The sequence below is a fragment of the Oscillibacter sp. MSJ-31 genome (assembly GCF_018918025.1).
Classification (GTDB): Bacteria; Bacillota; Clostridia; order Oscillospirales; family Oscillospiraceae; genus Hominicoprocola.
On record NZ_JAHLPT010000005.1, the window covers coordinates 96,847 to 121,142 of the forward strand.

20 protein-coding genes are annotated in these 24,296 nt (G+C 63.9%); 6 read left to right on the forward strand and 14 right to left on the reverse strand.

The window, feature by feature from the left end:
• The first annotated feature begins 49 nt into the window (after positions 1 to 49).
• Complete coding sequence (gene trkA / locus KQI17_RS05895; RefSeq protein WP_022018388.1) at positions 50 to 1,408, forward strand: Trk system potassium transporter TrkA; 1,359 nt, start codon at positions 50 to 52, stop codon at positions 1,406 to 1,408.
• Here trkA and KQI17_RS13560 read toward each other — a convergent pair.
• Entirely contained in the window at positions 1,386 to 1,601 is a 216-nt protein-coding gene (locus tag KQI17_RS13560; protein WP_253285705.1) for a hypothetical protein, read from the reverse strand. The genes trkA and KQI17_RS13560 overlap by 23 nt on opposite strands.
• A 112-nt stretch (positions 1,602 to 1,713) precedes the next feature.
• On the opposite strand from KQI17_RS13560, the gene KQI17_RS05900 reads away from it, so the two are divergent.
• The 4 genes from KQI17_RS05900 to KQI17_RS05915 all read left to right on the forward strand — a co-directional run bounded on the left by KQI17_RS05900 (position 1,714) and on the right by KQI17_RS05915 (position 7,894).
• On the forward strand, positions 1,714 to 2,874 hold the full coding sequence (locus tag KQI17_RS05900; protein ID WP_253285706.1) for a TrkH family potassium uptake protein: 1,161 nt from the start codon (positions 1,714 to 1,716) through the stop codon (positions 2,872 to 2,874).
• A gap of 126 nt (positions 2,875 to 3,000) precedes the next feature.
• Positions 3,001 to 3,378 carry a BlaI/MecI/CopY family transcriptional regulator gene (locus KQI17_RS05905; RefSeq protein WP_371821965.1) on the forward strand — a complete coding sequence of 126 codons (378 nt, stop codon included), beginning with the start codon at positions 3,001 to 3,003 and terminating at the stop codon, positions 3,376 to 3,378.
• Positions 3,375 to 6,410: a M56 family metallopeptidase gene (locus KQI17_RS05910; RefSeq protein ID WP_216495291.1), complete on the forward strand. Its 3,036-nt coding sequence runs from the start codon at positions 3,375 to 3,377 to the stop codon at positions 6,408 to 6,410. Before KQI17_RS05905 ends, KQI17_RS05910 begins: the two co-directional genes overlap by 4 nt.
• A gap of 131 nt (positions 6,411 to 6,541) precedes the next feature.
• The gene (locus KQI17_RS05915) at positions 6,542 to 7,894 is read left to right on the forward strand and encodes a sodium-dependent transporter (RefSeq protein WP_216495292.1); all 1,353 of its coding nucleotides are present in this window, start codon (positions 6,542 to 6,544) and stop codon (positions 7,892 to 7,894) included.
• 56 nt (positions 7,895 to 7,950) lie between these two features.
• Here the strand turns inward: KQI17_RS05915 and KQI17_RS05920 are convergent, their stop codons facing one another.
• The 10 genes from KQI17_RS05920 to KQI17_RS05965 form a co-directional block, all read right to left on the reverse strand.
• Positions 7,951 to 9,612: a peptide ABC transporter substrate-binding protein gene (locus KQI17_RS05920; RefSeq protein ID WP_216495293.1), complete on the reverse strand. Its 1,662-nt coding sequence runs from the start codon at positions 9,610 to 9,612 to the stop codon at positions 7,951 to 7,953.
• A gap of 130 nt (positions 9,613 to 9,742) precedes the next feature.
• Positions 9,743 to 10,900 (reverse strand): DEAD/DEAH box helicase, encoded by a 1,158-nt coding sequence (locus KQI17_RS05925; RefSeq protein WP_216495294.1) that lies wholly within the window; start codon positions 10,898 to 10,900, stop codon positions 9,743 to 9,745.
• Positions 10,901 to 11,003: 103 nt separating this feature from the next.
• Positions 11,004 to 13,412: a glycogen/starch/alpha-glucan phosphorylase gene (locus tag KQI17_RS05930; RefSeq protein WP_216495295.1), complete on the reverse strand. Its 2,409-nt coding sequence runs from the start codon at positions 13,410 to 13,412 to the stop codon at positions 11,004 to 11,006.
• A gap of 17 nt (positions 13,413 to 13,429) precedes the next feature.
• Complete coding sequence (glgA, locus tag KQI17_RS05935) at positions 13,430 to 14,863, reverse strand: glycogen synthase GlgA (RefSeq protein WP_216495296.1); 1,434 nt, start codon at positions 14,861 to 14,863, stop codon at positions 13,430 to 13,432.
• Positions 14,864 to 14,893: 30 nt separating this feature from the next.
• On the reverse strand, positions 14,894 to 16,006 hold the full coding sequence (glgD, locus tag KQI17_RS05940) for a glucose-1-phosphate adenylyltransferase subunit GlgD (protein ID WP_216495297.1): 1,113 nt from the start codon (positions 16,004 to 16,006) through the stop codon (positions 14,894 to 14,896).
• A complete protein-coding gene (locus KQI17_RS05945) occupies positions 16,003 to 17,211 on the reverse strand; it encodes a glucose-1-phosphate adenylyltransferase (protein WP_216495298.1) in 1,209 nt (402 codons plus the stop codon). The genes glgD and KQI17_RS05945 overlap by 4 nt, the downstream gene beginning before the upstream one ends.
• On the reverse strand, positions 17,208 to 19,118 hold the full coding sequence (gene glgB, locus KQI17_RS05950; RefSeq protein ID WP_216495299.1) for a 1,4-alpha-glucan branching protein GlgB: 1,911 nt from the start codon (positions 19,116 to 19,118) through the stop codon (positions 17,208 to 17,210). The genes KQI17_RS05945 and glgB overlap by 4 nt, the downstream gene beginning before the upstream one ends.
• 57 nt (positions 19,119 to 19,175) lie before the next feature.
• On the reverse strand, positions 19,176 to 19,400 hold the full coding sequence (locus tag KQI17_RS05955; protein WP_216495300.1) for a DUF896 domain-containing protein: 225 nt from the start codon (positions 19,398 to 19,400) through the stop codon (positions 19,176 to 19,178).
• Positions 19,401 to 19,411: 11 nt separating this feature from the next.
• A complete protein-coding gene (locus KQI17_RS05960; RefSeq protein ID WP_216495301.1) occupies positions 19,412 to 20,200 on the reverse strand; it encodes an RNA-binding protein in 789 nt (262 codons plus the stop codon).
• Between the two features lie 490 nt (positions 20,201 to 20,690).
• Entirely contained in the window at positions 20,691 to 21,356 is a 666-nt protein-coding gene (locus KQI17_RS05965; protein WP_216495302.1) for an Ig-like domain-containing protein, read from the reverse strand.
• Positions 21,357 to 21,559: 203 nt separating this feature from the next.
• Between KQI17_RS05965 and udk the strand changes: the two genes are divergently transcribed.
• Positions 21,560 to 22,090 (forward strand): uridine kinase, encoded by a 531-nt coding sequence (gene udk / locus KQI17_RS05970; RefSeq protein WP_216495303.1) that lies wholly within the window; start codon positions 21,560 to 21,562, stop codon positions 22,088 to 22,090.
• Between the two features lie 52 nt (positions 22,091 to 22,142).
• Here the strand turns inward: udk and KQI17_RS05975 are convergent, their stop codons facing one another.
• The 3 genes from KQI17_RS05975 to KQI17_RS05985 are packed head-to-tail and all read right to left on the reverse strand — an operon-like array spanning position 22,143 to position 24,269.
• Complete coding sequence (locus KQI17_RS05975; RefSeq protein WP_216495315.1) at positions 22,143 to 22,700, reverse strand: chromate transporter; 558 nt, start codon at positions 22,698 to 22,700, stop codon at positions 22,143 to 22,145.
• Positions 22,700 to 23,254 carry a chromate transporter gene (locus KQI17_RS05980; protein WP_216495304.1) on the reverse strand — a complete coding sequence of 185 codons (555 nt, stop codon included), beginning with the start codon at positions 23,252 to 23,254 and terminating at the stop codon, positions 22,700 to 22,702. Before KQI17_RS05980 ends, KQI17_RS05975 begins: the two co-directional genes overlap by 1 nt.
• Before the next feature lie 13 nt (positions 23,255 to 23,267).
• Positions 23,268 to 24,269, reverse strand: coding sequence for a biotin--[acetyl-CoA-carboxylase] ligase (locus KQI17_RS05985; RefSeq protein ID WP_216495305.1), 1,002 nt, complete (start codon positions 24,267 to 24,269; stop codon positions 23,268 to 23,270).
• Between the last annotated feature and the right edge of the window lie 27 nt (positions 24,270 to 24,296).

Genomic DNA, 24,296 nt, shown 5'->3' on the forward strand with positions numbered 1-24,296 from the left:
CCGGGGATATTACGCGCCGCGCGGTGCGCGGCAGAACGGAGAACAAAGCATGAAGATCATCATTGTCGGTCTGGGCAAGGTCGGCTACGCCATTGCCCAGCAGATGGTCGGCGAGGAGCACGACCTGATTTTGGTGGACGAGAGCGCCGCCGTGATCGAGCACGCCGACGCCACGCTCGACGCCATGTGCGTCGAGGGCAACGGTGCGTGCGCGAGCGTGCTGCTGCGCGCCGGTGTGCGCGACGCCGACCTGGTCATCGCCGCCACGGCGGACGACGAGGTGAACCTCGTCTGCTCGCTGATGGCGAAAAAGCTGGGCGCCAAGCACACGGTCGCCCGTGTGCGCAATCCCGAATACTTCCGCGACGCGCCGATCCTGCGCCGCGAGATCGGTCTGGACATGATCATCAACCCCGAATACGCCGCCGCGCAGGAGATCGCTCGCATTCTGCGCGTGCCCGCCGCGTTCAGCGTGGAGAGCTTCGCCCGCGGCACCGTGGAGCTCATCGGCTTCCAGATCACCGAGCAGGACGGCATGGCCGGCAAGAGCCTGATCGAATACAACAAGCTCCATCCCAACGCGCTGCTGCTGTGCGCGGCCAAGCGCGGCGGCGAGGTGCTGGTGCCGAACGGCCACTTTGTCCCGCAGGCCGGCGACCGCGTTTACGCCATCGGCACGCCGACCGAGACCGCCCGCGTGCTGCGCAGCATGGGCCGCGACACCTCGCCCATCCGCCAGCTGAGCGTGATCGGCGGCGGGCGCATCGCGCTCTACCTCGCCTGGGCGCTCGACGGCATGGGGATGCACATCACCATCGTTGAGCAGAACGAGGAAAAGTGCATGGCGATCGCCGAGAAGCTGCCGAAGGCGACCATCCTCCACGGCGACGGCACAGACCATGACCTGCTCGAATCCGAGGGCATCTTCGACGCGGATGCCTTCGTCTCCCTCACGGGGCGCGACGAGGAGAATCTGCTCATGGCGCTCACCGCGAAGGACTCCGGCGTTGCCAAGGTCCTGCCGAAGATGTCGCGCCCGAACTACACCGCGCTGGTGCACGACCTCGGCATCGACACCGTCATCTCCCCCAAGGACGTAACGGCCAGCCAGATCTCCAGCTACGTCCGCGGCCTCGCCAACTCGCAGGGCAGCGCCGTGGAGAGCCTGCATAAGATCCTCGGCGGCGCGATGGAGGCGGTGGAATTCACCGCGACCGGCGCGACGCACTTCCTCAATACGCCCCTCAAGGACCTGAACTTCAAGCCGGGGCTGCTGGTCGCCGCCATCGTCCACGGCGGCAAGCTCCTCATTCCCGGCGGCCACTCCATCATCTCGGAGGGCGACCGCGTGATCGTGGTGGCAAAATCTCTGTTCCTCAAGGACCTTAACGACATTCTGGTCCGTTGAGCCGCTGCACGGAGGAAGGCGCGACATGAACAAAAAGCTCATTTTCAAAATTCTCGGCATCATCCTGGGCATCGAGGGCGTGTCCCTGCTCATTCCCTTCGTCATCGCGCTCGTCTGCCGGGAAAATACCGCCGTCTTCGGCGTCACGGCGCTGCTCTGCCTCGCGGTCGGTCTGCCGCTGAGCCGGCTGCATACGGCCAAATCACGCCTGCAGAACCGCGACGGCTATGTCGCCGTGGCGCTCGGCTGGATCGTGCTGTCCGCCTTCGGCGCGCTGCCCTATGCGCTCAGCGGCTGCTGCAGCTATGTGGACGCGCTGTTCGAGACCGTTTCCGGCTTCACGACGACGGGCGCCTCCATTCTTCGGCGCGCCGGCCTCGCTGCCGCGCGGCATCCAGCTCTGGCGCGCGCTGACGCAATGGCTCGGCGGCATGGGCGTTCTCGTCCTGCTGCTCGCGCTGATGCCGAAGCTCGGCGAGGGCAGCGTCAACCTGATGAAGGCCGAAAGCCCCGGCCCCATCTCCTCCAAGCTGCTGCCGCGCACGAACGACACGGCCAAAATGCTTTACAGCATCTACATTCTCCTCACGGCGGCGGAAACGCTCGCGCTCCGCGCGGCGCGGATGCCGTGGTTCGACGCGGTGACCACCGCGCTCACGACCATCTCGACCGGCGGCTTCTCCGTCCGCAACGAAAGCATCGCCTACTACCAGTCCTCGGCGGTCAACTGGATCATCGTGGTCTTCATGTTCGTCTCGTCGGTCAATTTCACACTTCTGTTTCTGGCCGGTACACGGCGCTGGCGGGAGGTCCTGCGCAGCGACGAGCTGCGCGTCTACTCCGGCATCGTGTTCGGCTCGTCCGCGCTCATCGCGCTCGATCTTGTTCTCAAAACGGGCCGTTCCGTCGGCTCCGCCATCGAGCACGCGGCCTTTCAGGTCACAACGCTCATTTCCACCACCGGCTACTGCACAGAGGATTTCGACCGCTGGCCGCAGTTCAGCCGTCTTGTGCTGCTCGTTGTGATGTTCGCCGGCGGCTGCGCCGGCTCGACCGCCGGCGGCATCAAGGTCTCGCGCATCGTGCTGCTCTTCAAGGGACTCAAGCGCGATCTGCGCCGCATCCTGCACACACGCGAGGTGCGCCCCATCACGCTCGACGGGCAGCGCGTGGAGGAGGATACCATCTCCTCCGTTTCCCTCTTCTTCTTTGCCTATATGATCATTCTCTTTTTCTCCGCGCTGATCGTCTCGCTCGACGAGCTGGATTTCACCTCCGCTTTCACGGCATCTCTGACCTGCATCAGCAACGTCGGCCCCGGCCTCGGCCTTGTCGGCCCGACGTGCAACTTCGGCTTTCTCTCACCGCTCTCAAAGCTCGTGCTCTCGTTTACGATGCTCCTCGGGCGACTGGAGATCATGCCTCTGCTCGTGCTGTTCCTGCCGTCCGTGTGGCGAAAAAAATAAATCTGTGCCAAAGCCGCTCCCACGGGTGCGGCTTTTCTCTGCAAATTTTGGTTGACAATTGTATACCTTTCTGCTATGCTGGGTTCAGACAGGTATACAGCTGTATACCGAAAGGAGGAATGTCCCGTGTCCTGCAATCTGACCGACGCGGAGTGGAAGCTGATGCACCGTCTCTGGGAGCAGTCCCCGCAGACCATCACGCAGCTCACCGCCGCGCTCTCCGCCGAGACCGGCTGGGAGAAGCACACCGTCATCACCATGCTCACACGGCTGGAGGCCAAGGGCGCGGTGCGCCACGAGGCCGGCGGGCGCGCCAAGCAGTTCTATCCCGCCGTCGCGCAGAGCGACGCCGCCCGCACCGAGACCGAGAGCTTTCTCGGTAAGGTCTACGGCGGCAGCCTGGGACTGATGATGAGCGCCATGGTCGAGGGCCGCGCGCTTACACAGGAAGACATCGACGAGCTGACCGCCATTTTGGAGCAAGCGGGAGGGAACACGAAATGAAAGAGATCCTTTTGACTTCCTCTGTTTTGATCCTTGCGCTGCTGGCGCTGCGGCAGCTGTTCCGCCGCACCGTCTCGCGCCGGATGCAGTACGCGCTCTGGCTTCTGGTGCTCGTGCGGCTGCTCGTACCGGTGAACGTCGGCACACTGGCGCACAATGTGCTCTCCGCCGCCGAGCCGGTGCAGGCCGTTGTGGAGGAGCGGCTGGATACCCCCGTGCTGTACGTTCAGGGCGGCACGGAGCGGCGCCCCGCACAGCTTTTGCCCGGCAAGGAGTCGCAGGGTGAGCCTCTGTCTCCGCAGTCCGACGCAGCGCAGAGCGCCCCCGCCGACGAATACTACACTGTGACGCCGACCTACCGAACCGTCACGCTTTCCGAAGCGCTCACCTACGTCTGGTACGCCGGAATGGTCGGCGTGGGCGCGTGGTTCCTTTTCACCAACCTGCGCTTCGCCCGCGCGCTGCGCAAGGCGCGCACGCCTTACCGCGTCGAGGGCTGCCGCTATCCAGTCTACCTCATGTCCGCGCTGCCCTCGCCGTGCCTCTTCGGCGTTCTGCGCCCCGCCATCTATCTCAACAACGCGGCGGCCGCCTCGCCCGAATTGCTACGCTTCGTGCTCGCGCACGAGCAGACCCACGCGCGGCACTTAGACCCACTGTGGTCGCTACTGCGCGGTCTGTGTCTGACCGTCTACTGGTTCGACCCACTCGTGTGGCTCGCGGCGGTGCTCTCGCGCGAGGACGGCGAGCTTGCCTGCGACGAGGGGACGCTCCGCGCGCTCGGCGCGGACGAGCGCACCGCCTACGGAAAAGCCCTGCTCTCGCTCGTGCCCGTGTGCACCAAGCCGCAAAACCCGCTCCTCGGCGCGACGACCATGACCGGCGGCAAAAGGAGCCTCAAGGAGCGCATCACACGCATTGCGGAGAACCGGCAGGCGAAGACCGCGGCGGTGTTCGCCGCCGTCGCGCTCGCGGCGCTCGTGTGCGCGGTGAGCTTCACCGGCGCGCCGGATACGCCGCCTGAGGTCACGCAGGAGTGGTACGACGCGGGCTTCACGACCGAGGACGCGCAGGCATGTCTCGAATTTCTCGACTGGGCGGCGGAGCTTGACGGCAGCAAAATAACAGGCTGCGGCGCATGGGACGCCGAGACCGGCGCAGCCCACTTCCTTCTGGAGGAGCCCTCCGATGATACGTCCGCGCAGATCGAAGCACTCGAGGGCATTCTCCGCAGCGTCCGTGCGGAGGAGCTTACTCCATTCGCAGCCCGCGATGGAGAAGTCCGTTATACGCTCTCCTTCAACGATGATTATACCGGCTATTATGGCTTTTCGCTGAGCGAGAATGGGCAAGTTGCGCTGGACGCACCCGCGGTGTACGAAACCGAGGGAGAACCATTTCCCTACATGAAGGCCGTCGCCGTCGTGGACAACGCGGAACTGACACAAGCTCTGTACCGATTGCTCCGCCCCGCACTTCTTGACGGTCTGACGGCGGCACAGCGTGACGCCGTCGACAGCTTCCTGCACTGGGCGCAAGCTCTGCGCGCAGAGGACATTCTCAACCTGCAATTCCGCGATGGCAGCAGCTCGCGCTTTCTCGTCGATGCGGAGCTGACCGCACTTTCGGCGCAGCTCGTGCCCGCCCTCAACGCCCTCACCGAAGCGGAGCTTTACACGCAGCAGGGCTACGGAGACTCCGCGTACTACACGCTCGCGGTGAATCTGCGGGACGGCACGCAATACACCTTCCTCTGTGGCTTCGACCGCGTGCGGCTCCTGCATCCCACCTTTGAGCCGGGGCTCTCCTCCAGCTATCCCAGCGACCGCCCGACGCTCTGGATCGACAGTCCCGCGCTGATGGCGTGCCTCGACAGTCTGGAAGCCTCGCCCGCGCCTTTGCCGGACTTTGAGACCGCCGCGCCGACGCCGCTCGCGGACATCCTGCCCGCGCGGGAGCCGTGGATGACCATTCCCCTTGCCGGGAAGGCACAGCGCGTCACCGACCGCCGCATCCCCTCCGATGCCCTTGACTGGCTTATACAGATGGACATGGACGGCGACGGCGTGTGTGAGATCGTCAACAGCTCTCCCAACTTCCCCGCCATCTACTACAAGCGCGGCGGTCAGCTCTACGGCGTCGACCTCAAGTCCGTCATCACCGCCGCGTGGCCGGAGCTGAACTGGTGGGACTTCACATCCGCCGCTCCCGCCATCCGTTCGGTCCTCTTCTACGGCTTGTCTGCGGGCGACGCTCCCGGCGATGGGGTCAACTTCACGCGCTATCTCTATTTCGACGGTGAAAGCCTGCTGCTCTACAAGCCCGACCGCAGCCACACCGACCACATCGCCGACGCGACGCTTGCCGATCCGAGCGTTCCCGCTGAGGTCGCTGCACGGGCAAAGCAGCTTGTTCGGCAGCGGTACGACACCCTTGCGGGCAGCGCCGCGCAGTACGACGACTGGTACACAGACGTCTCCTTCCTCGGTGCGGAGACCCGCTATGAGGGTCTGGCGCCGGAGGTTTACAGCTTCAGCCAGCATTACCACGCGCAAAAGCCGGAAAAAATCCTGCTCGCGGGCGGCACTGAGGTGGACGAGGACGGCTGGGCCATTCTGGACGGCGACACGGTCCTGGACGGTCCCTATATCGTCTGCCTCATGGACGGCGGCACGCGACGCATGTTAGAGGGCAGCATGAGCGGCGATTGCAGCACGGGCAGCCCCGCTTATTATGCCGATCTGACCGCGCTGCTGGCGAAAAACAATGTCCTCCGCCCCGACGCTCTGGACGGCGGCTTGCTGAACGAGGCGATGAGCAGCGGCGGCAGCTTCCTCAACTGGCTGGGTCAATACGACGCTGCCGAGCAGGACCGCGCGCTTGAAAGGCTGAGCGCCTACCGCGCCTCGCTCACCGACAGCTACGACCTCGATATGTTCTCCCGCATCGTTGCCTATCTGCTCGGCGACCGCGACGGCCTGACCGACGCGGGCCGCGCCGCGCAGGAGCGCTTCCGCGCGAAATTCGGATGAACGACCAAACGGCAATTTTGTGCATTTTTTTCGAGAGCCGCCCTTGCAAAGGGCGGCTCTTTGCGGTAAAATAGTCAAACTGCCGCCTTGGCGGCGGTCGAGTTTATCAACAAATGAGGTGTTCAGAAAGCATGAAACGCGAATCCTTCCGCTCCCGTCTGGGCTTCCTGCTGGTGAGCGCGGGCTGCGCCATCGGCATCGGCAACGTGTGGCGCTTCCCCTACATCGCCGGCAAGAACGGCGGCGGCTACTTCGTTCTCTTCTACCTGCTCTGCCTGCTCGTGATGGGCGTGCCCGTGCTGACGATGGAACTGGCGGTCGGCCGCGCGAGCCGCAGGAGCGCCGTGCTCTCCTATAAGACGCTGGAAAAGCCCGGTCAGAAATGGCACATCCACGGCTGGTTCTGCCTGCTCGGCTGCTACCTGCTGATGATGTACTACACCACCGTCTCCGGCTGGATGGTCAGCTACTTTGGCAAGTTCCTCACCGGCGCGTTCCATTCCGGCATGAGCACGGATGAGGTCGCGAGCGCCTTCGGCGCGATGCTCTCCTCCCCCGGCGAAATGGCGCTCTGGGCCGAGGTCGTGGTCGTCGCGGGCTTTCTGGTCTGCTCCTTCGGCCTGCAAAAGGGCCTTGAGCGCGTGACGAAGGTCATGATGCTCTGCCTGCTGGTGCTCATTCTCGTGCTCGCCGTTCACAGCCTGACGCTCTCCGGCGCGGCGGAGGGCATGAAGTTCTATCTGGTCCCCTCGATGGATTCCATCCGCGAAAACGGCTTCGGCAGTCTCGTCACCGACGCGATGAATCAGGCGTTCTTCACGCTCTCGCTCGGCATTGCCGCCATGGAGATCTTCGGCAGCTACATGAGCGACGAGCACACCCTGCCCGGCGAAGCCGTGCGCATCTGCGCGCTCGACACCTTCGTGGCGCTGATGGCGGGCACCATCATCTTCCCCGCCTGCTTCACCTTCGGCGTGACACCGGACAACGGCCCCTCCCTGATTTTCCAGACGCTGCCGCCGGTCTTCATCAACATGGCGGGTGGGCGCTTCTGGGGCGCGCTGTTCTTCCTGTTCATGATCTTCGCGAGCTTCTCCACCGTGCTGGCGGTGTTTGAAAACATCCTCGCCATCTGCATGGATACCTTCGGGATCAGCCGCAGGAAGGCCGTGCTCATCAACGGCATCCTGATCGCCGTTCTCAGTCTGCCCTGCGTGTTCGGCTACAACATCTGGAGCGACTTCCGTCCCATCCTCGGCAAGGACGTGCTCGACAGTGAGGACTTCCTCGTGAGCAACCTCCTGCTGCCCATCGGCTCGCTCGTCTACCTCCTCTTCTGCGTGACGAAGTGGGGCTGGGGCTTCGACAAGTATCTTGCCGAGGCCAACAAGGGCACGGGCCTCAGGTTCGCCCGCTGGCTCAAGCCCTACTTCCAGTGGGTGCTGCCGATCCTGATCGTCATCATCCTGCTGCAGGGTCTCTAAACAGTGCAGAAAACCGGCGTCCGTTTCAAGCGGACGCCGGTTTTTTGTTGTGTCTATTACGCAGCCGGTCCCGTCTCCGCGCGGGAGACCGCGGTGAAGTAGCTGTGGCCGAAGCAGTCGTGGCTCACGCCGGTGAGCCCCTCGCGCAGAAGGTACGCCGTGCCGGAGAAGCAAAGCGGCGAAACAGCGCTGTCCTCGAGCAGCATCGCTTCTGCGTCGTGCAGAAACGCCGCGCGGGCAGTCAGGTCGCCGGTCGATTCCGCCACGCCGACGAGCAGGTCAAAGGTGTCGTTGCGGTAGCCGCAGACGTTGCTCTCCGACGTGCCGCGGAACGGCAGCAGGTACTCCATCGGATCGTCGCAGCGAGCCGTGAGCGTGGTGAGCGCGAGGTCAAAATCACCGGCGGCGAGCGCCGCATCAAACTCCTCGGCGCTCACGCCCACCAGCTCGACCGCCACGCCCGTGGCGGTCCTCCACATATTGAACAGACTCAGCGCCGCCGCGCGCGTCTGCTCCCCCTCCACAAAGAGGAAGCGGAGCGTCGGCAGGCCCGCGCCCTGGTAGTGTCCGGCGGAGGTCATCAGCCGCGCCGCCTCGGCGCTGCGCTCGGCATAGCCCTCGGCGTCCGCCGCGCAGAGTGCGCCGCCCGCCGTGCGGAAGTCCTCCCCGCTCTCGGGCGCGTCGCTGATGCCGTCGGGCACACAGCCGGTCGCCGCCGTCGCCGTCACGCCGAGCTGTTCGGCGAGCGCCGCGCGGTCGATGGCAAGGTCAAAGGCACGGCGCAGCTGCGCGTCGGAGAAGGTGTCGGTCAGATGGTTGTAGAGCACACAGACCGTCTCCGCCAGCGGAGCGGGCTGCCACGTCTCATCCTCCGCCAGCTGCTCGATGGCCGCGTAGGGCAGCTTCGCGGTGTAATCCAGCTCGCCGGCAAGCAGCTGCTCGTAGTTCGTCTGCGCGTCCGTCTCGAAGCGGAAGCAAATGCTGTCCGGCACGACGAGCTTGCTCTCGTAGTATTCGCCGTTTCTCTTCGTCTGAAGCTGCGCGGCCTTTACCCATGTGCCCACAGTATAGGGGCCGTTCGTCACGATGTCGGCGGTCGCCGCCCAGCTCGCATTCCCCTCCACCAGATCACGGCGCAGTGGGGCCGTCGCCGGCGACGTGCAGACGCTGGTGATAAAGTAGGCGCAGGGCCTGCTGAGCGTCACGAGGAAGGTGCTCTCGCCCTTGGCCTTCACGCCGAGCAGCGACACGTCGCCGCTCTCGCGCACCTCGTCATAGCCCGCGACCATGCTCAGAAGCGAGGCGTTGGGCGACGCCGTCGCGGGATCGACCAGGCGCTGCCAGGCGTAAACGAAGTCCTCCGCCGTCACGCGCTCGCCGTCCGACCAGCGGGCCGCGGAGCGCAGCGTGAACGTATAGGTCACGGTGTCGTCGTAATTCTTTTCCTCAATGTATTCCTTGGCGATGCCCGCCACGGCGACCGCCTTGCCGGCGCCGTCATCGCGCAGGCGCATCAGGCCCTCAAAGAGCGTGGAGAGCAGGCTCTCCGCCCCCACGTCGGTGTTCATGGTCGGGTCAAGCGTCTCCAGCGGACCGCAGACCGCGGCGCTCACCACAAAGTCCTCCGCGGGCTCCTCCTGCTTGCCGCAGCCGGCGAGCAGGGTCAAAAACAGCGCCGCACAGAGCAGCAGACAGACGGATCTTCGTAGCATTTTCATCGGGAGCGTCTCCTCTTTCTCTATCGTAAAACGCGGCGCGGAGCGCGCCGCACAGGCAAACATCTAAATGATTATATAAAAATTTGCCCCGCTTGTAAAGACGAGCGGGGCAAAAAGTTACAAATTGTTATTATTTGGCATCCACGACCAGCGTATCACCCTCAAAGTGGGCAGGCTTGACGTCGTTTCCGGTGAACTTGGCGATGGCGTCGAGCCGCATCTTGCTCGGATAGTCGGCGACAAGCGTGTAAGCGACGCCGTGACGCTTCGCGCGGCCCGTGCGTCCGATGCGGTGGACGTAATATTCGTTCTCCTGCGGCACATCGTAGTTGAACACCGCGTCCACGTCGTCCACGTCGATGCCGCGGGCGGCGACGTCGGTGGCGACGAACACAGGCAGCTCGCCGCGGCGGAAGCGCGCCATGACCTGCTCACGCTTTTTCTGCGGGATGTCGCCGTGGATGCAGGCGGCGTCCAGTCCCTCCATCTCAAGGTACTTCGTCAGGCGCTCGACCATGCCCTTGGTATTGCAGAACACCATCACGCGCTCCAGCCTCTCCTGCCGGATGATGCGCGCCATCGCCGCGACCTTGTCGGTCTGCTCGACCGTGACGGCATACTGGAGGATGTCGGGCTTATTCTGCTCGTCCGCGCGGACGGTGATCTCCTCGGGGTCGCGCTGGTAGACCCAGCTGATGTCCATGACCTCGCGCGAGATGGTCGCGGAGAACATACCGAGGTTGCGGCGGGATGGAATCTTGTCCAAAATACGGGTCACGTCGTGGATGAAGCCCATGTCGAGCATCCTGTCGGCCTCGTCGAGCACAACGGTCTGCACCCGGTCGAGCCGCACGGTGCGGCGCTTCATGTGGTCGGACAGGCGGCCCGGGGTCGCCACAACGATCTGCGGCTTTTTCTTCAGCGCGTCGATCTGCTTGCCAATGGGCGCGCCGCCGTAGAGGCACACCACGCGGATGCCGCTCATAAAAACGGCCAGGTCGCGCAGCTCCGCCGTGATCTGCATGGCAAGCTCGCGCGTAGGCGCCATGATGACCGCCTGCACCTCCTCGCTTTCGGGGTCAATGTGCTCGATGATGGGAATGCCGAAGGCAAAGGTCTTGCCCGTTCCGGTGGGGGCCTTGGCGATCACGTCCTTCCACTCGCGCATCGGCGAGATGCAGCCCGCCTGCACGGGGGTGGACCATTCGATGTTTTTCTTTTCCAATGCGCGCGTCATTTCCGGCAGCAGGCCAAGGCTGTCGAAGCGCACACCCTGTGTGAATTCCATAGCGTTTTCCTCTGTTCTCGTGATTTTCAGTCAGAGAAATTATATCATGCCTGTCAATAGCGCGGAAAAGAGACGGCGCCGCCGTCTCTTTCCTCCGCTTTGCTTACTTGTGCGGGACGTGCCAGATGTTGTCCGCGTACTGCGCGACCGCGCGGTCGGCGGCGAAGATACCGCTGCGCGCGATGTTGAGAAGCGACATACGGTCCCACGCCGCGCGGTCGGCGTAGGTCTTCGCCATGCGCTGCTCGGCGGCGCAGTAGGAGGCGAAGTCCTGCAGGAGCATATATTCGTCGCGCTGGAGCAGGCGCTGGGCGAGATCGTCGTAGCTCACACCGTCGGAGAAGCCCATGCGGAGCTGATCGACCACGCGCTTGAGCGCGTCGTCGCGCTCGCAGAGCCGCTGGGGCGCGTAGCCCTGCGCCTTCAGGCGCGCGACCTCGTCCGCGTGCAGGCCGAAGAGGAACATATTCTCGTCGCCAAGCACCTCGTGCATCTCGACATTCGCGCCGTCGAGCGTGCCGACGGTCAGCGCGCCGTTCATCATGAACTTCATGTTGCCCGTGCCGCTGGCCTCCTTGCCGGCGGTGGAGATCTGCTGGCTGACCTCGCTCGCGGGCATCAGATGCTCGGCGAGGGACACGCGGTAATTCTCCAGAAAGACGACCTGCAGGCGTCCCCTGCACAGCGGATCGCTGTTGATCTGGTTCGCCAGCGAGTTGATAAGGTGGATGATGCGCTTGGCGACCGCGTAGCCCGGTGCGGCCTTCGCGCCGAAGAGGAAGGTCCGCGGCTGCAGCTCCATGCTCGGATCGTCCTGCAATTTCTGGTACAGATAGATGATGTGCATGGCGTTGAGCAGCTGACGCTTGTACTCATGCAGGCGCTTGACCTGCACGTCGAAGATCGCATCTGTGTTGAGTGCTACGCCCTGCGTCTTTTTGACGTAGGCGGCAAAGTCGAGCTTGTTGGCGCGCTTGATCTCGTCGAGCCGCGCGAGCACCGCGCCATCGCCGGCGAAGGCCTCGAGCTTCTTGAGCTCCTCGGGATGGAGCAGATAGCCGCGCCCGCCGCAGAGGTCGGCGATCAGGCCGTCGAGCCGCGGGTTGATCTGCGCGAGCCAGCGGCGGTGGTCGATGCCGTTGGTGACGTTCTTGAACTTCTCCGGCTCCATCTGGTACTGCCAGCGGAATACGTCGTGGCGCAGGATGTCGGAGTGCAGCGCGGAAACGCCGTTGACCGCCATGCCGCCCGCGATGCACAGGTTCGCCATGCGCACCTGCCCGTCCCAGACGATGGCCAGCTCCGCGGTCTTGGCGGGGTCGTGGTAGAAGTTCTCGACCCGCTTTTGATAGCGGTGCGCGATCTCGGTGATGATCTCCCACACGCGCGGGAGCAGCGTCTCCATGAGCTGCTGCGGCCAGCGCTCGAGCGCCTCAGCGAGCACGGTGTGGTTCGTGTAGGCGACGGAATTTTTTGTGATGTTCCACGCAGTATCCCAGTCGAAGCCCGCGTCGTCCATCAGAATACGCATCAGCTCGGGAATGACGAGCGCGGGGTGCGTGTCGTTGATCTGGATGACGTTCTTCTCGTGGAAGTTCGCCGCCGTGCCGTAGACCTCGATGTGCTTGCGCATGATGGACTGCATCGTGGCGGAGACGAAGAAATACTGCTGCTTGAGACGCAGCGACTTGCCCTCATAGTGGTTGTCCTCGGGATAGAGGATCTTGGCGATGGTCTCTGCCATCGCCTCCTGCTCGCTCGCGCGCAGGTATTCGCCCTGCGAGAACAGGCTCATATCCACCGGCGTCGGGGACTTCGCGTCCCACAGGCGCAGGGGGTTGACGTGCTCGGTGCCGTAGCCCGTGATCTCCATGTCGCAGGGCACGGCGAGCACCTTCGTCGCGCCCTCGGGCACGACGTGCAGCCGTCCGTTGTCCCAGAACTTGCGGACCGTGCCGCCGAAGAACACCTCCTCCGTCTCCTGCGGCTTGGGCATCAACCACGCGCCGCCGATGTCCTTCCAGTTGTCCGGCAGCTCGACCTGCTGCCCATCCACGATGCGCTGGCGGAAGATGCCCAGCTCATAGCAGATGGAGTAGCCCGCGGCGGGGATGTCGAGCGTGGTCATGGAATCCAGATAGCAGGCGGCGAGGCGGCCGAGGCCGCCGTTGCCGAGGCCCGCGTCTGGCTCGACCTCGAAAATATCCGCCGCGCGGAAGCCCAGCTCGTCGATCGCCTCGCGCAGCACGCCGCTCACGCCGAGGTTGTAGGCGTTCTTTTCCAGGCTGCGGCCCAGCAGGAATTCCATGGAAAGGTAATGCACCTTCCTCTTTTCCTCGCGGCGCGTGGCCATTCGGCTCTCCACACCGCGCTCGGTCATCACGTCGCGCAGCACCAGCGCCGCGGCGCGCATCACCTGCGCGTCGTCGGCCTCCTCGGGCGTCACGCCGAAGCCCAGGCGCAGCTTATCCGTAAGCGCCTGCTTCATTCCCTGTGTCGTAGTGATATCCATATTTCTTTGTACCTACCTTATTTGCAGATGGAATCGTAAATTTCGCGGTATTTTTTCGCGCTGCGCGCCCAGCTGAAATCCTCGGCCATGCCGCGCTTGCGCAGAGCCTTGTAGGCCTCCGGCTTCTGATGGTAAAGGTCCACCGCCTCGCCGATGACGTAGCACATATCGCCCGCGTTATAATTTGTAAAGGAAAAGCCGTTGCCCGCGCCGTTCCACGCCTCGTAGGCGTGAACGGTGTCCTTCAGCCCGCCGGTCTCGCGCACGATGGGCACCGCGCCGTAGCGCATGGCGATCATCTGGCTCAGGCCGCACGGCTCGCTCTTGGACGGCATGAGGAACAGGTCCGCGCCCGCGTAGATCTGCATGGCAAGGCTCTCGGAGTAGCCGAGATGCACCGCCACGCGGCCCGGATACTTCGCCTGCGCCCAGGAGAAGAAGGACTCATACTTCCCGTCGCCCTTGCCGAGCACGACAAGCTGCATATCCTTTTCCATGAAGTAATCGAGCGTCTCGCACACGAGGTCGAGTCCCTTATGGCTCACGAGCCGTGAGACCATCGCGACCACGGGCGTGTCCTTTCTTTCGGCAAGGCCCATCATGCGCTGCAGCGCCGCCTTGTCCTTCGCCTTGCCGGCCATGCGCCGGAGCGAGTAGTTCGCCGTCAGGTTGGGGTCGCTCGCGGGATCGTAGCGCTCCATGTCGATGCCGTTGAGCACACCGTGGAGCTTGCCCTCCACCATCTGCATCACGCTTTCAAGGCCGTGGGCGAAGTAGGCATACTTGAGCTCCTCCGCGTAGGTGGGGCTGACGGCGGTCACGGCGTCCGCCGTGACGATCGCGCCCTTGAGCAGGTTCACGTCGCCGTCGAAGGCAAGCGTGCCGCCGGTGAACCAGCCCGCGTCGAGGCCGAAAAGGTCCTCGACCGTCTCGCGGCCGTAGCGGCCCTGATACTCGATGTTGTGGACGGTGATGACCGTGCGGACGGACTTGTAGAATTCCTCGCGCACCGCCTCGTCATGGATGTAGATGGGCACGAGCGCGGTCTGCCAGTCGTTGCAGTGGACGACGTCCGGCTTCTCCGGCAGCAGCGGCAGCAGCTCCGTCACCGCGCGGCAGAAGAAGGCGAAGCGCTCGCCGTCGTCATAATAGCCGTAAAGCTCGGGACGCTTGAAATACTGCTCGTTGTCCACGAAGTACCACGTCACGCCCTGCCGCTCGTAGGAGAAAAGTCCGCAGTACAGGCTGCGCCAGGCAAGGCGCACATAGGTGTAGCGCTCAAAGTGCAGCCGGTCGCGCCACGCGTCCGCGACGCTCTGGTAGAGCGGCAGAATGACGCTCACGCGGTCGCCGTTCGCGGCAAGCGACTGCGGCAGGCTGCCCGCAACGTCCGCAAGGCCGCCGGTCTTGCAGAAGGGAACGGCCTCGGATGTGACATAGAGAATGTTCATAGCTTTCCTCCTTATTCCGTCGTGTATGCTTCAGACAATGCTGCCCTTGGAAATGACGATGGGGTAGCTCTCATGCCCCATGAGCGTGCGCCCGGGCAGGACCTCCACATATTTGTCGGTGATGACGTAGCGGAGCGTCACGCCGTCGCGCACGCACGTGCCCTTGAAGAGAATGGAATCGCGCAGCTCCGCGCCCTTTTCCACCGTCACGCCGGGGAAGAGGATGCAGTTCTCCACGCTGCCCTCGATGGTGCAGCCGTCGGCGACGAGCGAATTTTTCACGCGGCTGCCCGGCGCGAAATAGCTCGACGCCTCGTCGTCCTCCTTGGCGAGGATGGGCCGCGCGGCGGCAAATAGCTCGGCGCGGATGGAGCCTTGCAGCAGCTCCATCGAGCGGTCGTAATACTCCTGCACGGAGCGGAGCTGGGCGGCGTAGCCGTCCCAGACGTAGCTCTGAAGCTTCAGCCGTCCGGTCATGCCCGCGAGCACGTCGCGGCGGAAGCTGTATTTATCCTGCGCGGAGCACTCGTCCACGAGCGTGAGCAGCAGCTGCTTGCTGAGAATGTAGATCTCCAGCGAGCGGTGACCGCGCGGCGCGGTCGGCGCGCACCAGATCTGCCCGATCGCGCCGTCGCTCTCAAGCGTGAGGTAGGTCGCGTTGTCCACGAAGCCGCCGTTCGCCGTGCAGACGGCGGTGATGTCCGCGCCGCTCTCCAGATGCGCGGCAAACACGTCCGCGAGCGGCAGATTGATGATAAGGTCACTGTCGGAGAGCACGACGTAGTCCTGCCGTATCCCCTGTAAGTATGAGCGGACGCCGGCAAGGGCCTCCATCTTGCCGCGGAACTCGCCGCTGCGGTAGGCGCGGGTATCGGCGAAGGGCGGCAGGATACGCAGCCCGCCGTACTTGCGCGCCATGTCCCAGGTCTTGCCGTTGCCGATGTGGTCAAGCAGACTCTGGTAGTTGCCGTGCAGCACCACGCCGACGTCGGTGATGCCGGCGGCGTGCAGATTGGAGAGCATGAAATCGACGACGCGGTAACGTCCGCCGAACGGGATGGAGGCGGGCATCCGGCGTTCCGCCAGCTCGCGCAATCCCGGCTCCTGTTCGTAGGAGAAAATAATGCCGTGCAGTCCGTTCATCGTACCATCTCCTTTCCTTCGCGGTTGAGCATCCGGTTCGCCTTGAGCGTGCGGCCCGCCTCGACCTGCGCCTCGGGGCCGACGACCGTAATGCCCCACTCCTCCGGCGGCGCCGCCTCGGGCGACGCGCCGACGCGGGCGTTCTCGCCCACGCGGACGTTCTCGCCGAGGATGGCGTAGGCGACCCTCGCGCCGCGCTCGACGACCGCGCCGGGCATGAGGATGGAATACTCCACCTCCGCGCCCTCGGCGACGGTGCAGCGCTGCGAGAGCACGGAATTGCGCACCGCGCCCTCGACCTCCGAGCCGCGGGTGACGACACTGTGGTCGACCTCCGCCGTCTCGCCGAGGTAGGCGGGCGGCTCGCTCTCCGCGCGGGCGTAGATGGGCCAGTCCTTATCGAGCAGGTTTAGCCCGCTGCCCTGCGCGAGCATATCCATGTTCGCGTCCCAGAGGGAATCGAGCGTGCCGACGTCCTTCCAGTAGCCCTCGAAGCGATAGGCGGACATCTTCTCACCGGCATTCAGCATGGCGGGGATGATGTTCTTGCCGAAGTCGTTGCTCGAGTCCGCGTCGTTCTCGTCCGCGATGAGGTAGGCGCGCAGCTTCTTCCACGAGAAAACGTAAATGCCCATCGAGGCAAGGTTGCTCCTGGGCTGCTTCGGCTTTTCCTCAAACTCCGTGATGGTGTCCTCGCCGTCGACGTTCATGATGCCGAAGCGGCTCGCCTCGTCCCAGGGCACCTCCATCACGGCGATGGTGCAGTCGGCGTGCACACGCTTGTGGTGCGCGAGCATGGCGGCGTAGTCCATCTTGTAAATGTGGTCGCCGGAGAGAATGAGCACATAGTCGGGATCGTACATATCCACGAAGCCGATGTTCTGGTAGATGGCGTTCGCCGTGCCCTTGAACCACGTCGCGCCCTTCGCGCTCTGGTAGGGCGGGAGGATGTGTACGCCGCCGTCCGAGCGGTCAAGGTCCCAGGGTTGGCCGTTGCCGATGTAGCGGTTGAGCTCCAGCGGGCGGTACTGCGTGAGCACGCCGATGGTGTCGATGCCGGAGTTCGCGCAGTTGGAAAGGGGAAAGTCGATGATGCGGAACTTCCCGCCGAACGGGACGGCGGGCTTTGCCATGTTCTCCGTCAGGACGTAAAGGCGGCTGCCCTGTCCGCCGGCGAGCAGCATGGCGATGCACTCTTTTTTCATGCCGGTAATTCCTCCCTTGCCTTGCTTTTTTTCGCTTTCGGTTTCTTATATTCGCCCGCGCCGCGCAGGATGACCGCGCCGAGCGGGGGGATGGTGATGGCAATAGACTGCTCGCGTCCGTGCGAGGGGATCGCCTGCGTTCGGACCGGCTTTTCGTTGCGCCACTCGCCCGTGCCGCCGAACGCGGTATCATCCGTGGAAAGCTCCTCGCGCCACGTTTTCCGCGGCGGGACGCCGAAGCGGTAGTCCCGGTAGCCGTTGGGCGAGAAGTTGACCGCGACCAGCAGCTCCTCGCCCGCGCCGTCGCGGCGGACAAAGACGACGGTGTTATCCTCGTTGTCGTCCGCGACGAGCCACTCAAAGCCCGCCCAGTCAAAGTCGATGCGCCAGAGCGCGGGGTTCGTCAGGTAGTACCGGTTGACGGCACGGAAGAAATCCTGCATCCTGCGGTTGGCGTCGTTTTCAAGCAGATACCAGTCGAGCTGACCGGCAAAATCCCACTCGTGCCACTGGCCCAGCTCCGCGCCCATGAAGGTGAGCTTCTTGCCCGGGTGCGTGAGCATATAGACCATGAAGCTGCGCACGCCCGCGAGCTGCCGCCACTCATCGCCCGGCATCTTGCCGCGCAGACTGCCCTTCATGTACACCACCTCGTCGTGCGAGATGGGCAGCACGAAGTTTTCGGAAAAGGCGTACATCAGCGAGAAGGTGAGGTCCTTATGATGGAACTGGCGGAACCACGGGTCGAGCTTGAGGTAGTGGCACATATCGTTCATCCAGCCCATGTTCCACTTGAGGTTGAAGCCCAGCCCGCCGTCCGAGACCGGATAGGTCACGAGTGGCCACGCGGTCGATTCCTCCGCCACCATCATCACGTTCGGATCAATGGCAAAGGCAGCGGTGTTGAGCGCGCGCAGGAAGTCGATGGCCTCCAAATTCTCGTGGCCGCCGTTTTTGTTCGGCGTCCACTCGCCCGCCTCGCGCCCGTAGTCGAGGTAGAGCATGGACGCCACCGCGTCCACGCGCAGACCGTCAAGGTGGTATTCCCGCAGCCAGTAGGCGGCGGACGAAAGCAGGAAGCTCTTCACCTCGCCGCGCCCGTAGTCGAATACGCGCGTGCCCCAGCCCGCGTGCTCGCGCTTTTTCGGGTCGGCGTACTCGTAGCACGGCTCGCCGTCGAAGTCGATGAGGCCGTGCTCGTCCTTACAGAAGTGCGCGGGCACCCAGTCAAGAATGACGGAGATGCCCCTTCGGTGCATCATGTCCACGAAGTACATGAAGTCGTGCGGCGTGCCGTAGCGCGAGGTCGGCGCGAAGTAGCCGGTGCACTGGTAGCCCCACGAGTCGTCGAGCGGATACTCGGTCACGGGCATCAGCTCCACGCAGTTGTAGCCGAGGTCGGCGGCGTACTCGCTCAGCTCGTCCGCGAGCGAGCGGTAGTCGTAAAAATCGCCGTTTTCGCGCCGCCGCCACGAGCCGAGGTGGACCTCGTAGATGTTGAGCGGACGGTCATAGACCGGCTGCTTTGCCGCAAGGTACGCGCCGTCGCCCCAGTCGTAGCCCGCAAGCTCGTAGAGCTTGCTCGCCGTGCCGGGGCGCGTCTCGGCGTGGAAGGCGTAGGGGTCGGCCTTGAAGGTCACCGCGCCGCTCTGCGCGGTGACGGCGAACTTGTAGGTGTCATACGGCGAAAGGCCCGCGACCTCCGTCTCCCATACGCCGCCGTCGAAGCGGCGCATCGGATGCGCGGTGGGGTCCCACGCGCAGAAATCGCCCACGACGCTCACGCTCACCGCGTGCGGCGCCCAGACGCGGAACACCCAGCCGTCCGGCGTGCGGTGCGCGCCGAGCGTGTGGTACAGCTCCGTTGCGCTGCCGCCATAAAAGGCGGCGAGATCAAAATGCTCCATGGCGCTTGTCCTCCCTCTTTTCAGCATACGCGCCCGTGGGCGCGAAGAACGTCGGATCTACTCGCTCAGCTTGCGGTCCTCGCTCCATTGAGTGAGCTTGGTCTTGTTGCCCTTTTCGTCCATCACATAGGTGTTGTTGAGCTGATTTCGCAGGTCGCCGAGCACGGAATTCACATACTCCTGCCGCAGCGCCGCGCGCTCGACCTTCTCCTCGTCGGTCAGCTCCCGCTCCTTCGCGAGCTTGGCAAGCTCGTTGATGCGGTCGATCTTCTTCTGTTCCATCTTGCTTCTCCTTACAGATACCGGCGCAGCAGAATGCCCGTGCGCCCCTTTTTGCTCAGGCCGCCGACCTCGGCGACCTCAAATTTTCCCAGTCCCCGCGCGGAAATGACGTCGCCCTGTGCCACGCTCGCGTCGCCCTTGGTGACCTCGCGATAGTTTTTCTGCACACGTCCTGCGGCGATCAGCTCCGCAGCCTTGCCGCGGCTCATGGAAAAGCCCGCGGCGGTCACGGCGTCGAGCCGCAGCGTCGCCACCGTGTCCCGGATCTCCTTGACCTTCTGCTCCGGCACGCGAAGCGCGTCCGCGCCGATGGCCGTCAGACGCAGCGCCGTGCGCCCCGCGCCCGTCCAGTTGTCGAGCAGATATTGCGCGACGCCCGCGCTCACAATGAGGTCGGCGCTCCCCTCGCTCACGAGGATGTCGCCAAGCGTCTCGCGCTCCACGCCGAGCGCCATGAGGCTGCCGAGCAGGTCGCGGTGCGTGGGATGCTCGCTCTCGTGCCACGCCGCGCGGAGGAACGCCATCGCGTCGGGCGCGTCGGCCTCCTCCTGCCAGTCGGGCAGGAAAAAGAGCATCCGGCGCTCCGCGCCCTCGTAGCCGCCGAGGAGGGCAAAGCCCTCGTGGATCGCGGCGGCGCGGAGCAGGTCCCGCGCGCCCTGCGCCTCGGCCGGACTTAAAAACGCCGTGTTCGTGGGCAGGTTCCGCTGCCGGCACTGGTCATATTTATCCAATATGTGCCCCAAAAGCACACGCTCCTCCGCGCTTTTCGCTGCGCGGTCCAGCAAGCTCCGTCGATCCATGGTATCGTTTCCATCCGTTATTTTTCAAGTACTATTGGTACAAGGGTATCCTATCACAAAACCAACGCACTTTCAATAGACAGTGTATAAAACTTCATGCACGCGCACCGCATCACAAATCGGCGCAAATGCCGACGCATGAAGCTTTTGTGCATCCTTTCCGGTTGCCCCGCAGGGGCGAGGAAAGGGCGCATTTCAATTTTTGCTGTGCTTTTGCACAGTAAAAAACAGAACGACCCCGAGGGGTCGTTCTCAGTCTATCGGAAAGCCTCGCAGAGTTTCGCGTCCGCAGACGCGAAAGATGTTTGATCCGTTTTCTGCCGCGACCTGTGCGTGGCAGAAAACACTTTGCGCGGAGCGAGCGTCGAATTGTCCGCTGTCAGCGGACAACCGAGGCGCAGAGCGCAGCGAATCTTTCTCGAAAAAGTGGCTTTGCCGCTTTTTCGACAGCCTCAGAGAACGACCCCGAGGGGTCGTTCTCTGTCAGCCTTTAATTGTTGATGCGCACCACGCAGCGGACCGTGGCGCCGCCGACGCTCGCCGTCACGTTGGCCGTGCCGGCCTTGACCGGCTTGAGCTTGCCGTCCGCGCTGACCGTCACCACGGAGGTGTCCTCGCTCGACCAGGTCGCCGCCGCGTCGGTGCCGCGCAGAATGAGCTGAATGGAATCGCTCATCCGGATCGTGCAGTCGAAGCGGCCGCTGTCGTCCTTCTTCAGCGTCGTGCCGACGTTCGTCCCGACCGTCAGCGCCGAGGGATCGACCATGGGCGTCGTCGGCTCCGGATCCTCCACCACCGGCGGCGTCGGCTCGTCGGGCGTCGGGTCATCGGGTGTCGGGTCAACCGGCGTGGGATCGACCGGCGCGGGATCGACCGGCGCGGGATCGACAGTCTCCACGTCGTTCCCTCTGTTTTCCTTGATCCTTTCCATGAATTTGCCGCCGAAGAGATACCAGGAAAAGACGACCAGCACCACCAGCAGCACCGCGATGAGCGGTCCGCGGGCGGAGTGCGTGTGCTTTCGTTCCGCCACGTGATGCCCGCCTCTGCGCTTGCCGGACACCTTGCGCGGGCGATCCTCCTCTTCGCAGAAGGGACAGCGGCGATAGCTTGAGGAATACTTTTCTCCGCAGACAGGGCATTTGATGAGGTCCATACATTATCCTCCCGAAAACACGGACGCAGGGCGCCCGCGTGAAAATCTTATTTACATAATACTTTCTTTTTGCCCCGCCGTCAACCGTTCTTCCCTTTTTTCGAGGAATTTTTTTCGTCGGCGGTCGATCGCCCTTGCAATTTGCCGCCGCGCTTTTTATAATAGAGACAGACAAGCAAACAACGGGGGAGGATATCACGCCTATGAGCACCATTTTCATCGGCATCGCCGGCGGCACCGGCTCCGGCAAGACCTACGAGGAGCGCTCCAAGGTCAACTACGACCATCCCGACGCCTTTGAAACGAGCCTGCTCGTTGAGCACCTCAAGGCGCTCAAGGCGGGCCGCAGCATTCAATGCCCCGTCTACTCCTATGTGGACCACAACCGCACGGACGAGACCGTTGAGGTCTTCCCCACCAAGGTCATCATCGTCGAGGGCATCCTCATTTTTCAGGACCCGACCCTGCGCGATATGTTCGACATTAAAATTTTCGTCGAGACCGACGCCGACGTGCGCATCCTGCGCCGCGCCCTGCGCGACATCCGCGACCGCGGCCGCACGCTCGAGAGCGTCATCACGCAGTACCTCACGACCGTCAAGCCCATGCACGAGCAGTACGTTGAGCCGAGCCGCAAGTACGCGGACATCATCGTGCTCGAGGGCGGGCACAACCTCGTCGCGCTCGACATGATCATGCAGCGCATCGCCAGCCACATCGCGAGCGAGGACTGAGCAAGGCACACAGCAAAAAAAGCAGCCGGCCGGCTGCTTTTTCTTTTTGCATTTACGCGCCCGCAAAGCGGAACACCACGCCCACGAGGGCGGAGAGTCCGATGAACACGATGGGGTGCCAGTTCTTCGTCTGCTTGACCCAGCGCGTGAGCACGAGCAGCACGGCGGCAAGGACGGTCCCCTGCCAGAAGAGCACGCCGCCGGTGAGCCAGAAGGTCTCGCGCACGACGACAAGGCCCGCCGCCGTGATGAGCGCGGTGGACGCGGGACGCAGGCCGTAGAACGCACCCGCGACGTACTTACTGTCGCGGAACGCCTGCAGGAAAGCCGCGACGATGAGGATCACAATGACGCTCGGCGCAATGAGGCCGACGGTCGCCGTCACCGCGCCGGGCACGCCCCCGGTCAGGAAGCCGACATAGGTCGCCATGTTGACGCCGATGGGGCCGGGGGTGGACTCGGACACGGCGATCATGTCCGCGAGCTGTGCGCGGGTGAACCAGCCGGTCTTATCCGCCATATCGTAGAGGAACGGAAGTGTGGCCATGCCGCCGCCGATGGAGAAAAGGCCGGTCTTGAAAAATTCCCAGAAGAGCTGTAAATAGAGCATCATTCCGCCTCGCCGCCTTTCTTGAGCGCGACCTGCAGCACAATGCCGCTGACCGCCGCGAACAGCACGAAGATCACCGGCGAAAGGTCGGTGAGCAGCGACGCGAGCAGGATGACCGCATAGAGCGCCAGCGTCTTTTTGTCGACGACGGACTTCTTCCACAGCTTCACCACCGCGTTGAAGATCAGCACGCACACGCACACACGGATGCCCGCAAAAGCGTTTTTGACCCAAGCGACCTCGGCAAAGGTCGTGATAACGCCGGCGAGGAGGGATATAATAATGAGCGAGGGAAACACGACGCCGAGGGTAGCCACCACGCCGCCGATATTGCCGAGCACCTTGCGTCCCGCGAAGGTCGCGGTGTTCACCGCGATGACGCCCGGGGTACACTGACCGATGGCGAACCAGTCCGCCAGTTCCTCCTCCGTCGCCCATCCCTTATTCTCCACGACCTCGCGCTGCAAAATAGGCAGCATTGCATAGCCGCCGCCGAAGGTCATCACACCGACCTTGGCGAAGGTATAAAACAGTTCCCAGAGTCTCTTTGCCATAGCGTCTCCTTTTTTATTCCACATAGCCGTATAGACCGCGCACGGAGACCTCGCCCGTGCGAATGGTCTCGACCGTTCCATCCGCGCGGCGCACGACAAGGCCGAACTGATCGTCCACGTCCAGCGCCGTGACCTTCTCCTTTACATCCTGCCACAAAAGCTGCACCTCGCGTCCGAGCGTCAGGCAGTCGCGGCGGTAGGACGTGAGGTAGGACGCCGTGTCGCCGCTTTGCAGCGCGGCGTAGAGCTTGTCAAGCTCCTCAATGAGCGCGGCGGCCAACGCCGCGCGCTGCACGCGCTTTCCTGTCTCCAGATAGAGCGAGGTCGCCACCTCGCGGAGCTCCGGCGGGAAGTCCTCCGACGCATTGTTGCAGTTGACGCCGATGCCGATGACGGCGTATTGCAGCGCACCGCTCTCACCCTCAAGCGACAGCTCGGTAAGCGTGCCGCTGAGCTTCTTGCCGTTCAGGACAAGATCGTTCGTCCACTTGATCTGCGGCCGCACGCCGCAGGTGCGCTCCACCGCATCGCAGGCCGCCACCGCGCCGAGCGCCGTGAGCGGCAGTATCTTCTCCGGCGCGAGCTGCGGGCGCAGCAGCGCCGAGAGATACACGCCGCGCCCCGGGCCGCTTGAGAAGCTGCGGCCGCGCCGTCCGCGCCCCGCAGTCTGCTCGTCGGCCACCGCCACCGCGCCGTCCGGCGCGCCCTCCGCGGCAATGCGCTTGAGATAGCTGTTCGTGGAATCCACGCTCTCAAAGCACTCAAGTGTGCGCCCGACTATTTTCGTCTCGCCGAGGCGGCGGCGCAGCTCGCGCTCGCTGAGCACGTCCGGCGAATCCGCCAGCCGGTAGCCCAGCCCCGTCTGCGCCTCGATGGTGTAGCCGTCGCGCCGCAGGGCACCGACCGCCTTCCACACCGCCGCGCGGGAGATGCCGAGCTGCGCGGAGATGTCCTCGCCGGAGACGAAGTCTCCCGCCTGCGCGCTGAGCAGCGCAAAAATTTTTTCCTTACTCACCGACTCGCCCGCCTCCTGCTCATTTCC

Excerpts from the sequence above, each read along its gene's own strand:
- KQI17_RS05910 (WP_216495291.1), top strand. The coding sequence starts at position 3,375 with ATGAAAGAGATCCTTTTGACTTCCTCTGTTTTGATCCTTGCGCTGCTG.
- KQI17_RS05945 (WP_216495298.1), bottom strand. The coding sequence starts at position 17,211 with ATGAAAAAAGAGTGCATCGCCATGCTGCTCGCCGGCGGACAGGGCAGC.
- trkA (WP_022018388.1), top strand. The coding sequence starts at position 50 with ATGAAGATCATCATTGTCGGTCTGGGCAAGGTCGGCTACGCCATTGCC.
- glgD (WP_216495297.1), bottom strand. The coding sequence starts at position 16,006 with ATGAACGGACTGCACGGCATTATTTTCTCCTACGAACAGGAGCCGGGA.
- KQI17_RS05925 (WP_216495294.1), bottom strand. The coding sequence starts at position 10,900 with ATGGAATTCACACAGGGTGTGCGCTTCGACAGCCTTGGCCTGCTGCCG.
- udk (WP_216495303.1), top strand. The coding sequence starts at position 21,560 with ATGAGCACCATTTTCATCGGCATCGCCGGCGGCACCGGCTCCGGCAAG.
- glgA (WP_216495296.1), bottom strand. The coding sequence starts at position 14,863 with ATGAACATTCTCTATGTCACATCCGAGGCCGTTCCCTTCTGCAAGACC.
- KQI17_RS13560 (WP_253285705.1), bottom strand. The coding sequence starts at position 1,601 with ATGCAGCCGGCTCAGCGGCAGACCGACCGCGAGGCAGAGCAGCGCCGT.
- KQI17_RS05960 (WP_216495301.1), bottom strand. The coding sequence starts at position 20,200 with ATGGATCGACGGAGCTTGCTGGACCGCGCAGCGAAAAGCGCGGAGGAG.
- KQI17_RS05965 (WP_216495302.1), bottom strand. The coding sequence starts at position 21,356 with ATGGACCTCATCAAATGCCCTGTCTGCGGAGAAAAGTATTCCTCAAGC.
- KQI17_RS05920 (WP_216495293.1), bottom strand. The coding sequence starts at position 9,612 with ATGAAAATGCTACGAAGATCCGTCTGTCTGCTGCTCTGTGCGGCGCTG.
- KQI17_RS05955 (WP_216495300.1), bottom strand. The coding sequence starts at position 19,400 with ATGGAACAGAAGAAGATCGACCGCATCAACGAGCTTGCCAAGCTCGCG.
- KQI17_RS05980 (WP_216495304.1), bottom strand. The coding sequence starts at position 23,254 with ATGGCAAAGAGACTCTGGGAACTGTTTTATACCTTCGCCAAGGTCGGT.
- KQI17_RS05900 (WP_253285706.1), top strand. The coding sequence starts at position 1,714 with ATGTGGACGCGCTGTTCGAGACCGTTTCCGGCTTCACGACGACGGGCG.
- KQI17_RS05975 (WP_216495315.1), bottom strand. The coding sequence starts at position 22,700 with ATGCTCTATTTACAGCTCTTCTGGGAATTTTTCAAGACCGGCCTTTTC.
- KQI17_RS05930 (WP_216495295.1), bottom strand. The coding sequence starts at position 13,412 with ATGGATATCACTACGACACAGGGAATGAAGCAGGCGCTTACGGATAAG.
- KQI17_RS05915 (WP_216495292.1), top strand. The coding sequence starts at position 6,542 with ATGAAACGCGAATCCTTCCGCTCCCGTCTGGGCTTCCTGCTGGTGAGC.
- glgB (WP_216495299.1), bottom strand. The coding sequence starts at position 19,118 with ATGGAGCATTTTGATCTCGCCGCCTTTTATGGCGGCAGCGCAACGGAG.